Origin of the sequence: Paraburkholderia rhynchosiae, from assembly GCF_002879865.1 — a bacterium.
Lineage (GTDB): Bacteria > Pseudomonadota > Gammaproteobacteria > Burkholderiales > Burkholderiaceae > Paraburkholderia > Paraburkholderia rhynchosiae.
Genome location: NZ_PNXY01000010.1, coordinates 74,592 through 88,546, shown reverse-complemented (window position 1 = coordinate 88,546; position 13,955 = coordinate 74,592). Strand labels below are relative to the sequence as shown.

The 13,955-nt window shown below is 62.8% G+C and carries 11 protein-coding genes; 10 read left to right on the top strand and 1 reads right to left on the bottom strand.

The window, feature by feature from the left end:
• The first annotated feature begins 19 nt into the window (after window positions 1-19).
• The 7 genes from C0Z16_RS16085 (at window position 20) to C0Z16_RS16055 (ending at window position 8,562) form a co-directional block, all read left to right on the top strand.
• A complete protein-coding gene (locus tag C0Z16_RS16085) occupies window positions 20-1,168 on the top strand; it encodes a ligase-associated DNA damage response exonuclease (protein WP_102633113.1) in 1,149 nt (382 codons plus the stop codon).
• Entirely contained in the window at window positions 1,165-2,841 is a 1,677-nt protein-coding gene (locus C0Z16_RS16080; protein WP_102633112.1) for an ATP-dependent DNA ligase, read from the top strand. Before C0Z16_RS16085 ends, C0Z16_RS16080 begins: the two co-directional genes overlap by 4 nt.
• A 204-nt stretch (window positions 2,842-3,045) precedes the next feature.
• A complete protein-coding gene (locus C0Z16_RS16075; RefSeq protein WP_102633235.1) occupies window positions 3,046-3,504 on the top strand; it encodes a response regulator in 459 nt (152 codons plus the stop codon).
• Between the two features lie 280 nt (window positions 3,505-3,784).
• A complete protein-coding gene (locus tag C0Z16_RS16070) occupies window positions 3,785-4,651 on the top strand; it encodes an SDR family oxidoreductase (protein WP_102633111.1) in 867 nt (288 codons plus the stop codon).
• 130 nt (window positions 4,652-4,781) lie between these two features.
• Window positions 4,782-5,315: a (2Fe-2S)-binding protein gene (locus tag C0Z16_RS16065; protein ID WP_102633110.1), complete on the top strand. Its 534-nt coding sequence runs from the start codon at window positions 4,782-4,784 to the stop codon at window positions 5,313-5,315.
• On the top strand, window positions 5,312-6,316 hold the full coding sequence (locus C0Z16_RS16060; protein WP_102633109.1) for an FAD binding domain-containing protein: 1,005 nt from the start codon (window positions 5,312-5,314) through the stop codon (window positions 6,314-6,316). The genes C0Z16_RS16065 and C0Z16_RS16060 overlap by 4 nt, the downstream gene beginning before the upstream one ends.
• Complete coding sequence (locus C0Z16_RS16055; RefSeq protein ID WP_102633108.1) at window positions 6,313-8,562, top strand: xanthine dehydrogenase family protein molybdopterin-binding subunit; 2,250 nt, start codon at window positions 6,313-6,315, stop codon at window positions 8,560-8,562. Before C0Z16_RS16060 ends, C0Z16_RS16055 begins: the two co-directional genes overlap by 4 nt.
• 143 nt (window positions 8,563-8,705) lie before the next feature.
• On the opposite strand, the gene C0Z16_RS16050 is transcribed toward C0Z16_RS16055, so the two are convergent.
• Window positions 8,706-9,107: a PRC-barrel domain-containing protein gene (locus C0Z16_RS16050; protein ID WP_175130680.1), complete on the bottom strand. Its 402-nt coding sequence runs from the start codon at window positions 9,105-9,107 to the stop codon at window positions 8,706-8,708.
• A 199-nt stretch (window positions 9,108-9,306) separates the two neighbouring features.
• Here C0Z16_RS16050 and glgX point away from each other — a divergent pair, with 199 nt between their 5' ends.
• The 3 genes from glgX (at window position 9,307) to C0Z16_RS16035 (ending at window position 13,929) form a co-directional block, all read left to right on the top strand.
• Window positions 9,307-11,523 carry a glycogen debranching protein GlgX gene (gene glgX / locus C0Z16_RS16045; protein WP_102633106.1) on the top strand — a complete coding sequence of 739 codons (2,217 nt, stop codon included), beginning with the start codon at window positions 9,307-9,309 and terminating at the stop codon, window positions 11,521-11,523.
• A 108-nt stretch (window positions 11,524-11,631) separates the two neighbouring features.
• On the top strand, window positions 11,632-11,811 hold the full coding sequence (locus tag C0Z16_RS16040) for a DUF2934 domain-containing protein (protein WP_102633234.1): 180 nt from the start codon (window positions 11,632-11,634) through the stop codon (window positions 11,809-11,811).
• Between the two features lie 51 nt (window positions 11,812-11,862).
• Window positions 11,863-13,929 (top strand): AI-2E family transporter, encoded by a 2,067-nt coding sequence (locus C0Z16_RS16035; protein WP_102633105.1) that lies wholly within the window; start codon window positions 11,863-11,865, stop codon window positions 13,927-13,929.
• Window positions 13,930-13,955: the final 26 nt, after the last annotated feature.

The following is a 13,955-nucleotide window of genomic DNA, read 5'->3' as shown; positions in this document are numbered from 1 at the left end:
TTTGCTTACGGTGTGCCACATGGCTTCGGAATCGACATTCAATATCGCAGCGCAAAGCGCCGCCCCTTCGGACCTGGTCGTTGCGCGGCCTGAGGGTTTGTATTGCCCGGCCGGCAACTTCTTTGTCGATCCGTGGCAGCCCGTCGAACGGGCGGTCATCACGCATGCGCATTCCGATCACGCGCGCTTCGGGCATCGGCATTACCTCGCCTCGCGTGCGGGCGCGAGCGTGCTGCTTTCGCGCCTGCCGGACATCTCACTGCAAACGCTCGCATACGGCGAACGGCTCGACCTCAACGGCGTCGCAGTGTCGCTGCATCCCGCGGGACATGTGCTGGGCTCCGCGCAATTGCGCATCGAGCACTGCGGGCGCGTGTGGGTCGCATCGGGCGATTACAAGCTCGACCCCGACCCGACCTGCGATGCGTTCGAGCCCGTGCGTTGCGATACGTTCATCACCGAATCGACCTTCGGGCTGCCGATCTATAGATGGGACCCGCCGCAAACCGTGTTCGACGGCGTGGATTCATGGTGGCGTCATAACGCCGCCCAAGGACGCGCGTCGGTATTGTTCTGCTATTCGTTCGGCAAGGCGCAGCGTGTGCTGGCGAGCGTCGACGCGGGCATCGGCCCAATCTTCTGTCATGGCGCGGTCGAGCCGCTCAATCGCGCTTATCGCGATGCGGGCGTGCATTTGCCGCCGGTGCGGCTCGTCAGTGAAATTGCGCCGAAAGACAAAGCGGTGTTCAAACAGGCGCTCATTGTCGCGCCGCCGTCCGCGCAAGGCAGCGCATGGCTACGACGTTTCGGCGACTATAGCGACGCGTTCGCCTCCGGCTGGATGCGTCTGCGCGGCGCGCGCCGCAGACGCGGCGTCGATCGTGGCTTCGTGCTTTCCGATCATGCCGATTGGCCCGCACTGCAAACTGCGATTCACGCGACGGGCGCGCAGCGCGTGATCGTCACGCATGGCTACGTCGAACCAATGGTGCGCTGGCTGCGCGAGCAAGGGCTCGAAGCAGGAGCATTCGCGACCCAATACGGGGACGATACCGTCGAAGCCGACGCATTGGGCGGCGACGACATAGCCGTGCAAAGCAGTGCTGCGGGCGTGCAGAACAACGAAGCGCAGACACACGAACTCGACGATACCGCGAGCCGCTCATGAAGCGCTTCGCCGCTCTTTACACCGCGCTCGACGCGACCACGTCCACACATGACAAGCTCGAAGCGCTCACGAGCTATTTCGCTGTGGCCGCGCCTGAAGACGCCGCATGGGCGTCGTACTTTCTTGCCGGCGGCAAGCCGCGCCAATCGGTACCCACGCGTTTGCTCACCGAGTTCGCGCGCGAACGTGCCGGACTGCCCGCATGGCTCTTCGAAGAGTCGTATCACGCGGTCGGCGATCTTGCCGAGACCATCGCGCATATTCTGCCGCCAGCGCAACGCAGTTCCGAACTCGGCCTCACGCAATGGATCGAGCAACGCGTGCTGATCTTGCGCGGGCTCGCGCCGGAAGAATTGCGCGAGCGTCTGTTCAGCTATTGGGACGAACTCGACTGGAGCGGCCGTTTTCTGCTGACGAAGCTGATTGGCGGCGGCTTTCGGGTCGGCGTCGCGCGGCAACTGGTGGTGCGAGCGCTCGCGGAAGTGGCGGGCGTCGACCATAAGCGGATTGCGCAACGCATGGTCGGATGGACCGACTCGCGGCAGAAGCCGGACGCGGCGCGCTATTTGCGTCTGATCGCGCCACAGGCGAGGGAACAAGACGCGCAACCATCGACGGAGCGGCACGACAGCGATCTCGGTTTGCCATATCCGTTCTTTCTCGCGCATCCATTGCAGGCCGAACCGGAGACGCTCGGCGATCCGTCGCATTGGCTGATCGAATGGAAGTGGGACGGCATTCGCGCGCAGCTCGTCAAACGTGGCGGACGTGTGTGGTTATGGTCGCGCGGCGAGGATCTGATTACCGATCGCTTTCCCGAAGTGGCCGCGTTGGGTGAGGCCTTGCCTGACGGCTTTGTGATCGACGGCGAAATTCTCGCCTGGGAACCGGGCGCGGTTGCGCCGTTGCCGTTCGCGCGTTTGCAACCGCGAATTGCTCGCAAGACGCTGACGAAAAAAATCCTCGCTGATTCGCCCGCCGCGCTGCTTGCTTACGATCTGCTCGAAGCGCACCGCGAAGACTTGCGCATGACGCCGCTCGCGCAACGGCGGGCGCGTCTCGATGCGTTGGCCGTATCGCTCGACAGCACGCTGGCACGCGACCTTTTTCGCGTATCGCCGCTGGTGCATGGAACGGATTGGCGGTCACTCGCCGGGTTGCGCGAAGAGAGCCGGGCGCGCGCCGTCGAAGGGTTGATGCTGAAAGAGCGCGAGTCGATGTACGGTGTGGGCCGCACCAAAGCTTCTGGCACATGGTGGAAATGGAAGATCGATCCGTATGCGGTCGACGCCGTACTGGTATACGCGCAACGCGGACACGGCCGCCGCGCAAGTCTATACACTGACTTCACGTTCGCCGTGTGGGACGAAGCCAACGGCGTGCGCACGCTCGTGCCGTTCGCGAAGGCGTATTCGGGTCTTACCGATGAGGAAATGCGCCAGGTTGACGCCATCGTGCGCAAGACTACGATCGAGAAATTCGGACCGGTGCGCAGCGTGACGCCGACGCTCGTATTCGAAATCGGCTTCGAAGGCATTCAGGCGAGTACGCGCCATAAGTCCGGCGTTGCCGTGCGGTTTCCGCGCATGCTACGGTGGCGCACGGACAAACATATCGACGACGCGGACACACTCGCGATGCTGAAGGGTTTCATCGACGATCGTTCGGGATAACCCCACAGCGACGAATGGATAACGAATAAATAACGACGTATCCACAACGACACACTCATAACGATGGCCGTATCTGCTTCATACAGCGGCTCGTCCAGAAAGCATGTAAACAGTGACGCGACGCGGGAGCGAATCTTGCGGACGTGCGCCGGGTCTGCCCGGAGCGCCGGGAAGCGGCGCGCGCAACAAGCAACGGAGAAAATGGTGACGCTCGATAACCGATTCGACGACAGTGAAGACGTGGTCGTATGGCGACCGATTCAGTATGCGATGGCCTCTCACCGTCGCGTGCTGGTGGTGGACGACTATCGTGAAGCGGCGGACGCGCTGCAAATGCTGTTGAACGCGGACGGGTTCGAATGCCGCGCGCTCGAAGACCCGCATGCGGTATGCGATATGGCGTCGGAATGGCAGCCGTTTGCAGTCGTTCTCGACATCAAGATGCCGGGACTTGACGGCCTGGAACTTGCGCGGCGTCTGCGTGCGCATCCGTCGACGGCGCACATGTTGCTGGTTGCATGCACTGCATTCGCCTCGCGCGACGACCGCGCGCGCGCTCGCGCTGTCGGCTTCGACGCGCATTGCGCGAAACCGTTGACGCCTGAGCGTCTGCTGCGCGTGCTCGAATCGGCGGCAGCGCTGCACGCAGTGGGGCCGCCGTAAAGCCTGCGCGGCGGTTGAAAAATATTCGGTTTGCTTCGCGTTGCCGTGCGTTTGTCTCACACCTACCGTTGTTTTCCGCTCATGTGCCGCTTCTTCCTCGCGCTCTCATTGCCGCGCATTTCTTAGCGCGTATTCGCACGCAATCCTCCACGCATGCTCGCTGTGCAACACGCATGCACCACGGAGCCCCACGACATGCGGGCCCGCAGGTTGCTAGCTACGTTGCAACGCCGTGCTGTTTGCACGCCGCGCATGTTCATTCGTATTCTGGAGGTTTGTTATGAGCGACACACAACGTCCCACTCCACCGTTCCCCGGACAACAGCAGGATCAGACGCCCGGCCGCACGGCAGTGATGCAGCCTCAGCCCGATCACGGCGAGAAATCGTATAAGGGCTCGGGACGTCTCGCCGGCAAGGCGGCGATCATCACGGGCGGCGACAGCGGCATTGGCCGCGCCGTTGCCATTGCGTTCGCGCGCGAAGGCGCGGACGTGCTGATCGCCTATCTGGACGAAGACGACGATGCTCGCGAGACGGCGCGCTGGGTCGAACAGGCAGGGCGCAAAGCGGTGCTCGTGCCGGGCGACATTACGAACTCCGCGCACTGCAATGCGATCGTCGACAAAGCGGTTGAAGCATTCGGCCGGCTCGACGTGCTGGTCAACAACGCCGCGTACCAGATGACATATCCGTCGCTCGACGAGATCACCGACGAGGAATGGGACAAGACGTTCGATACCAACATCGGCGCGATGTTCAGGCTCACGCGCGCGGCGGTCAAACACATGAAGCCGGGCGCCGCCATTGTGAATACGACATCGATCAACGCGGACCATCCGAATCCGGGCTTGATCGCCTACGCGACGACCAAGGGCGCGATCCAGAATTTCACCGGCGGCCTGGCGCAATTGCTGGCGGAAAAGGGCATTCGCGCGAATTGCGTTGCGCCGGGGCCGATCTGGACACCGTTGATTCCGTCGACGATGCCGGCGGAAAAGGTCGAAAAATTCGGCCAGCAAGTGCCGATGAAGCGTCCGGGCCAACCCGCCGAACTCGCGCCGGTCTATGTGATGCTGGCATCCGATGAAGCCAGCTATATTTCAGGCGCGACCATCGCCGTGACGGGTGGCTCACCGATCATTTAGGCCTATTGATGGAATGTCGGGGAACCGCTGCGTGCCCTGATACGGGTCCTGGCGGGCACATGGCTTGCGCGCGAATCTAGTTCGTTCTTTGCGCTCGCTGTGCGTGAGCCATCGTCAGGAGAAATTCCCCATGAACACACCCACTGCCGAAACGGCGCTGGACGTCGCACCGAGCGACGTTCAGCGCGTGCCGGTGAGCTTCGACATCAACGGCAAAAAGCACCAGTTCGAAGTTCAAGCCTGGACCTCGCTCCTCGATATGCTGCGCGAGCACTGCCATTTGAGCGGCACCAAGAAGGGCTGCGATCACGGGCAGTGCGGCGCCTGCACCGCGATTGTCAACGGCCAGCGCATCAACACGTGTCTCGCGCTCGCGGTGGTGTACGACGGCGCCTCGGTCACGACAATCGAAGGGCTCGCGAACGGTGAAGAGCTCCATTCCGTTCAGCAGGCTTTCATCGATCACGACGCGTTTCAGTGCGGCTACTGCACGCCGGGGCAAATCTGCTCCGCGGTCGCGATGCTGCAAGAAGGCCACGCGAAAACCGCCGACGAGGTGCGCGAACTGATGAGCGGCAACCTGTGCCGCTGCGGCGCATATACGAACATCGTCGCCGCGATTCTCGATGCCGCCAAGCTTGCGGATAAAGGAGCGCGACCATGAACCGCTTCTCCTATACGCGCGCGAGCGAAGTGCCGCAAGCGATCGAACAGCATCGCGCCAATGCGGCCGCGGCGTTTATCGCGGGCGGCACGAATCTGGTGGACCTGTGGCGCGAGAACGTGGCGCACCCCGAGGTCGTGGTCGACATTAACCGTCTGCCGCTCAAACAGATCGAGGCGACTGCGGCGGGCGGGCTGAAGATCGGCGCGCTGGTGACCAACAGCGCGGCCGCCTACGACCCAACGATCACGGCGCGCTACCCGCTGCTCGCAAAAGCGATTCTGGCGGGGGCGTCGCCGCAGATTCGCAATGTGGCGAGCGTCGGCGGCAATCTGTTGCAGCGGACTCGCTGCGTCTATTTCTACGACGCGGGGACACGCTGCAACAAGCGCGAGCCCGGCACCGGTTGTCCGGCGCTCGAAGGCGTCAATCGCATGCACGCGATTCTCGGCGCGAGTGAGCACTGCATTGCGGTGCATCCATCCGATATGTGCGTGGCGTTGGCCGCGCTCGATGCAACGGTTCACTTGTCCGGTCCCGACGGCGCGCGCATTCTGCCGTTCGCTGAGTTCCACCGTTTGCCGGGCGACACACCGCACATCGACACGAATCTGCGCGACGACGAACTGATTACCGCGGTGGAGCTGCCGAAACAGGGTTTCGCTGAACATCACGCTTACGTGAAAGTGCGTGACAGGGCTTCGTATGCGTTCGCGCTGGTTTCCGTTGCGCTCGGGCTCGAACTCGACGGCGACATCATCGTGAATGCGCATTGCGCACTCGGCGGCGTCGCGCACAAGCCGTGGCGCAATGTAGATGCCGAAGCGTCACTGCGCGGCAAGGCGCTGAACGCGGACACCGTGCGCGAGTTCGCCACCTATATGCTGCGCGACGCGCGCGGCCGCCGCGGCAACGCGTTCAAGATTGAACTGGCGGCGCGCGCCATCGAGCGTGCATTCGTGATGGCAAGGCAGCGTTCATTCGAGGAGTCGGCACCATGAACCGCACTGAGACTTTGCCCGCGCTGAGCGCTACCGGCGTGCCGCACAAGCGCGTCGACGGCAAACTGAAAGTGACCGGGGCCGCGCAGTATGCGGCCGACTTCTCCGCCACCGGACTCACGTATGGCTTCGTCGTATCCAGCACGGTCGCGGCGGGGCGCATCGTGTCGATCGACTCGTCCGCTGCGCTTGCGTTGCCCGGCGTGTTGCACGTGCTGACCTACCAGAACCGCCCCGAGTTGCCTCGCGAGGACAAGCCCTACAAGGACATGGTCGCGCCCGGCGGCAGCCCGCTCAGGCCGCTGTGGGACGATCGCGTGTGGTACAGCGGTCAGCCGGTTGCGCTCGTGCTGGCCGAGTCGCTGGAACTGGCGCGGCATGCGGCCTCGCTCGTGGACGTGCGCTATGAATCCGCGCCGCATCGAACGGATATGGGCGAAGTGCTGATGAGCGCGGAGCCGCCGTCGACGGAAAAAGGCGGTTTCGATCCGCCGCCTGCGCCGCGCGGCGACGCCGATGCCGCATTGGCAAGCGCCGCGGCTCGGGTGGATGCGTTCTACAGCACACCGGCCGAATATCACAATCCGATGGAGATGCATGGTTGCACGGTCGTGCCCGGCGAGCATGGGCACTTGACCGTCTATGAAAAAACCCAGGGCGTCGTCAACACCAAGTCGTATCTGACGGCCGTGTTCGGCTTGAAGGACGATCAGGTGCAGGTGGTTTCGCCGTTCGTCGGCGGTGCGTTCGGTTCGGGGTTGAGGCCGCAGTATCACCTCGCGCTTGCGGTAATGGCGGCGCTCGAACTGAAGCGGCCAGTGCGCGTGACGTTGACCCGTCAGCAGATGTTCACGTTCGCGCATCGGCCGCAAACCATTCAGCGCGTCGCGCTCGGCGCCGCTGCCGACGGCAGGTTGCAGGCCGTGATTCATGAAGCGGTCTCGGAGACCTCGCAATACGAAGACTACTGCGACGTGGTCGTCAACTGGGCCGGTCAGCTGTATCGATGCGAGAACGTCACGCTCGGCTACAAGGTCGTCAGACTGGATGTGCCGACGCCCGCCGACATGCGTGCGCCGGGCGCTGCTCAAGGCCTTTTCCCGCTCGAAGTGGCCATGGACGAACTAGCCGAAGCATTGCGGATGGACCCGCTCGAGCTGCGCCTCATCAATTACGCCGAACGCGACGCCAACAAGAATCTGCCGTTCTCAAGCAAGGCACTGCGCGAATGCTATCGCGAAGGCGCGACGCGTTTCGGTTGGGACAAGCGGCCGCTCGCACCGCGCGCGCGGCGCGAGGGCAATGAGTTGATTGGCTGGGGCATGGCGACTGGCGCGTGGGACGCCATGCAGAATGAAGCGTCGGCGCGCGCCGTGCTTACGCGCGATGGGCTCGTGACCGTGTCGAGTTCGACCGCCGATATCGGCACCGGCACTTACACCGCGATGACGCAGATCGCGGCGGACGCACTCGGCGTGCCGCTGCACGACATCGTGTTCGAACTCGGTGACACGCGCATGCCGAAGGCGCCGATTGAAGGCGGCTCGTGGACGGTGTCGTCCGTGGGCAGCGCGGTCGATGTCGCGTGCAGGCGGTTGCACATCCGGCTCGTCGAACTCGCGCGGCAATATGGCGGTGCGCGTTTCGCCGGCGTCGGGCGTGAAGATATCAAGCGCATGGGTAAGCAACTGGCGTGCGGTTCAGGAACCGACGCCACCATCGCAATCGACACGCTGCTGGAACGCGCCGGCCTCGAAGCGCTTGAAGAACAGGCGAGCGTGAAGCCGCACGAAAAGCAGCAGGCGTATTCAATGGGCACGCATTCGGCGATTTTTGTCGAAGCGCGTGTGGACGAAGCACTCGGCACTGTGCGCGTGACACGCGTGGTAAGCGCGGTCGCGGCGGGGCGCATCGTCAATCCGAAGACGGCGGCGAGTCAGGTCGCAGGCGGCGTGGTGTGGGGCATCAGCATGGCGCTGCACGAGGAGGGACAGTTCGATCACGACATTGGGCGCCAGATGAATCACAACCTCGCCGAATATCACATTGCGGTCAACGCGGACATTCATGACATCGACGTGCTGTTCGTCGAGGAGCACGACGAGATCGTCAATCCGCTCGGCGCGAAGGGCGTGGGCGAGATCGGCGTGGTTGGCGTGGCGGCGGCGGTGAGCAATGCGATCTGGCATGCAACCGGCAAACGCGTGCGGGACTTGCCGATTACGCTGGACAAGCTGTTCGCGTGAGTGAAGTCGATAAGCAGGCAGGAGCGGATAGAAGCAGGCAGAAGCGGGTAGACGCGGAGCAGGGCATGTTGCTCGTGCTCCGCTTCATGCATTTGCGGCCTGTACAACGCACTGCGACCAACCGGGAACCGCCACGAACCGTATCAATCGGCGTATTTGAATTCCGGCAGCGCTTCGAGCGACTTCTTGGTCGCTTCCGGCAGAACCACGCGGCGGTTGGTGATCTGCAGATCGTTGAAGGGGACCGCCACGAGGTGCTTGCCCATGCCGAGGAAACCGCCCACGGACAGAATGGCGTATGTGCCGCGGTCGCCGCTTGGCGAGACGATCAGATCGTCGAGTGTGCCAATGGTGTCCTTGTTCTTGTTGAAGACGTCGGCCCCGGCGAGCTTCGACGCGCGATAACCGCTCGCGAGCTGAACTACGTCGGTACGCCGTTCGGTAATGGACTGCGGGGCGCCTTGCGCATAAGCGTTGCTGTACGACACGAACGTACCGACGAGCAGTGCTGCCGCAAGCAGCGGTCTGGTTTGCGTGCTTCGCATGATGGTTTCTCCTTGTTATGTAGCGCCGGTCGCGGCGCATCCGGCCAGCTTTCAAGCCCGTTGCCGCAAAATCCGTGCCGCGTACATGGCTCCCGGTGGCGAAGTTCGGGTCCGTTGATTGCTACAGCAGCGAGCCCGCTAGTCATATTGCCTACACTGGAAGTGCGCGTGAGCGCCCTTGCTCCTCACAGGAACCGCTATGTCATCCCCGCCCAGTTACTCCACGCGCATCGCGGAAGGCACGCCTTTTCCGCTCGGCGCGACATGGAATGGAAACGGCGTAAACTTCGCGCTGTTCTCGGCGCACGCGACGAAAGTCGAACTGTGTCTATTCGATGAAACCGGTCAGCATGAAATCGAGCGCATCGAACTGCCGGAATATACCGACGAGGTCTGGCACGTATTCGTGCCGAATCTGAAACCGGGCGCCGTCTATGGCTATCGCGTTCATGGTCCGTACGAGCCCGAGAACGGACACCGCTTCAATCCGAACAAACTGTTGCTCGACCCTTATGCGAAGGCGCATATCGGCGAATTGAAATGGGCGCCCGAAATTTTCGGCTATACGCTGGATTCCGAAGAAGCGGACCTGTCATTCGACGAGCGCGACAGCGCCGCTTTCGTGCCCAAGTGCAAGGTCGTGGATGCCACGTTTTCATGGACGCATCCCGAGCGCAATCCGCTGCCGTGGGACCGCGTGATCTTCTACGAAACGCATGTGCGCGGTTTTACGAAGCGTCATCCGGAAGTGCCGGAGACTTTGCGCGGCACTTTCGCGGGGCTCGGACAGAAAGCGGTGATCGACTACATCAAAAGCCTCGGCGTAACCTCCGTTGAACTGATGCCGATCCAGACTTTCGTCAACGACAGCTATCTGCTCGAAAAAGGTCTCACCAACTACTGGGGCTACAACACTATCGGATTTTTCGCGGCGGACCCACGCTTCTTCGCTTCACCGACCGAGTCCGTGAGCGAGTTCAAGGAAATGGTGGACGGCTTTCACAACGCGAACCTCGAAGTCCTTCTCGACGTGGTCTATAACCACACCGCCGAAGGCAACGAACGGGGGCCGACGCTCTCGTTCAAGGGCATCGACAACGCGTCGTACTATCGCCTCATGCCCGATGAGCCGCGCTATTACATCAACGATACCGGCACCGGCAATACGCTGAATCTCTCGCATCCACGGGTGCTGCAGATGGTGACCGACAGCCTGCGCTACTGGGTGACGGAGATGAAGGTCGACGGTTTCCGTTTCGATCTCGCGACCATTCTCGGCCGCGAGCCGCACGGCTTCGACGAAGGCGGCGGTTTCCTCGACAGTTGCCGGCAAGATCCGGTTCTCTCCAGCGTGCGGCTGATCGCGGAACCGTGGGACTGCGGGCCCGGCGGTTATCAGGTCGGCGGCTTTCCGCCCGGCTGGGCCGAGTGGAATGACCGCTTCCGCGACACCGTGCGCGCCTACTGGAAGGGTGATGAAGGCATGGTCGCCGATCTCGCCGCACGTCTCACCGGGTCGGGCGACAAGTTCAATCATCGCGGACGGCGCCCGTGGGCCAGCGTGAATTTTATCGCCGCGCACGACGGCTTTACGCTAAACGATCTCGTCTCCTACAACGACAAGCACAACGAGGCCAACGGCGAGGACAACAACGACGGCCACTCGGACAACAAGTCGTGGAATATGGGCGTCGAAGGTCCAACCGACGATCCCGAGATCCGTCAGCAACGCGAGCGTCAAAAACGCAATCTGCTGGCAACGTTGCTGCTTTCGCAAGGCACACCGATGATTCTCGCGGGCGACGAATTCGGCCGCACGCAGAAGGGCAACAACAACGCGTATTGCCAGGACAACGAGATTAGCTGGGTCGATTGGCAAGGTATCGACGACGAGGGCCGCGCGCTGACCGAGTTCGTGAGAAATCTGACGACGTTGCGCCACCGTTTGCCGGTGCTGCGGCGCAGCCGCTTTCTCACGGGCGAATACAACGAGGCGCTCGACGTCACCGACGCACGCTGGCTCTCGCCTGACGGCGCCGATCTCACGTCGGAGCAGTGGGCCGATCCGTCGATGCGCTGCTTCGGCCTCGTGATCGACGGCCGCGCGCAGGCGAGCGGCATTCGCCGTCCGGCGTCGGACGCGACGTTGCTGCTGGTGCTGAACGCGTATCACGACGTCGTCAATTTCACGTTGCCTGATGTGCCGGAGGGCGGGCAGTGGACCTGCCTGCTCGATACCAACATGCCGGTGCGCGCCGAGCTGCCTCAGTTCAGCGCCGGCGACGACTACCAGGTCACGGCGCGCTCACTGCTGCTGTTCGCGCTCGAAGCACCGAGCCGCGCAACGCAACGCGTGTTTGACCGGCTGGAAGAGCAACTTACCTCCGACGAAAGCGAAGCTCCGCCAGCCACGTGAGCAGGAATATGGCTTGCTCTTTCGCTGATGGCCGCGCGCATTCGCTTTGGCGACGCGCGTGGCCTTTGCCATGCCGGCATCCGCAAGACCTTAACCATGGGTGATCAAATGGAACAGGAGCAAACCTCTCAGGAGGATCAGATTCGCATGCGCGCTTACTACCTGTGGGAGCACGCGCCCGAGCCCAAAGGCACGCCCGATGAGTATTGGGACCAGGCGCGCAGTGAGATCGAAAAGGAAGCGCCGCCTGTGGAGAGCGGGCCGATCGCTGAGGAACCGAAAAAATAAGCGTATGACAGGGAGCACGACAATAAATAGCGACGAGCAGCGCGCAGCGCGATGAAGGACTATTCTGAACCGTCGAGCGGCAGGCCGCCCACGCGCATCGATGCGCCGCCTGCCGCGTTCGGTCTCGATGCGCTGATCGCGCTCGCCGTCGGCGCCGGTCTCGTCACGTGCCTGTACTTTGCGCGGGCCGTTCTGATTCCTATCACGCTTGCGATCCTGCTGAGCTTTCTTGTCGCGCCGCTCGTGAAATCGCTGGGCCGCCTCAAGCTTGGCCATGTCGCGTCGGTTTTCGCGGCGGTGATGATTTCCGTATCGGTGATCGGTGTGCTCGGCGCGGTGATCGCGATGCAGTTGAGCGACCTGGCTGCGGGCATGCCGCGCTATCAGGCGACCATCGAGCGGAAGATGGAAGCCGCGCATACGCTGACCGTGGGCAAGCTCGACCGCTTCGCCAAAGCCGCGGGGCAGGCCCTGCAACGCGCCACCGTCGAACCGACGCAACCTGCGCCGCAGCATGACGCGTCCTCTCCTGGCGGCGGTCGTGCACCCGCTGCCGTGCCCGTCGAAGTGCGTGAGCCGGTGCCGACTCCGTTGGAGCTCGCGCGCCGTGTGTTGTCGCCGGCAATCAGTCCGTTGGAGACGGCGTTCATCGTGTTCGTCGTGATGGTGGTGATCCTGCTGCAACGCGACGATCTGCGCGACCGCGCGATTCGCCTGTTCGGCTCGCGCGACCTGCATCGCACGACCACGGTAATCGATGAAGCGGCGCGGCGCCTGAGCCGCTACTTCGTTTCCCAGCTTGGGATGAACGCGGGGCTCGGTGTCGCGATAGGCGCGGGGCTCTTTTTCATCGGCGTGCCAAGCCCAATTCTGTGGGGCATTCTCGCGGCCTTGCTGCGGCTCGTGCCGTATGTCGGCATCTGGATCGCCGGCGCGCTTGCCACCGCGCTTGCCGCCGCGGTGAGTCCCGGCTGGAGCATGGCGATCTGGTCTATCGCGCTCTTCGTCACGGTCGAGTTGCTGGTGGGCCAGGTCGTGGAGCCGCTGCTTTATGGACGCAGTACCGGACTCTCGCCGTTTTCCGTGGTGGTCGCGGCGATCTTCTGGAGCTGGATCTGGGGGCCAATCGGCCTGATCCTGTCGACGCCGTTGACGCTCTGCCTGCTGGTGCTCGGCCGGCATATCAGACGTCTGGAATTTCTCGACGTGATGTTGGGCGACCAGCCCGCGCTTACACCGGTCGAAAACTTTTATCAGCGCGCGCTGGCCGGCGATCCGGACGAAGCGATCGAGCAAGCCGAGTTGCTGTTGCGCGAACGTTCGCTATCGGCTTACTACGACGAGGTCACGATCAAGGGCCTCCAACTCGCCGCGAACGATGTCATCCGCGGCAGCGTTACCGCGGCGCAGCTTGCGCGCATCGAGTCGACGACCAACGATCTCGTCGATGGCCTCGACGCCTATCCGGACGAGGAACCGGCGCGGCGCGTACTGCAGGACAACAGCAGCGATGTGGGGCCGGTGGCGCCGTCGAGCCATGCGCCGGCCAGATCGACGGAAACACATGCTGTGTTTGCGACCCGCGATTCACGCAACGCCGTTGAAGAGGTGGAGAAAACCCCTGAAAACATGGCTGAAAACGCCGCGGAAAACTCGGTGCAGCGTGCTCGCGAAACCTCCACGCACGCCGCCGCCAGTCAGCGAGTCTTGTGCATTCCCGGACGCGGGCCGCTTGATCCGCTTGCGACGACGATCCTGTTGCAGTTGCTCGGCAAGCACGGCTTTGCGGCACGCGCACTGCCGCACGAAGCGGCATCGCGCGCGTCGATCGATCAACTCGATGCCGACGACGTGGGCATTGTCTGCATCGTCTATTTGCAGATCGACGGAATTCCTTCGCATTTGCGCTATATGGTCAGGCGCATTCGCGCGCGCTTGCCGAACGTGTCGATTGTGGTCGGGTTGTGGACGCCTGAAGACCTTCAGAAGTGGAGCGTCGATCTGCAAAACGCCATGGGCGCGGAGTGCTATGTCTCTTCGTTGCAGGAGATGCTGGCCGCTTGCCGGATGCCGCGCAGCAAGAGAACTGATGAAGCGCTCACAGTGGTCAATGCCTAGCGAAAAAAACCGCCCGACGCTTGCGC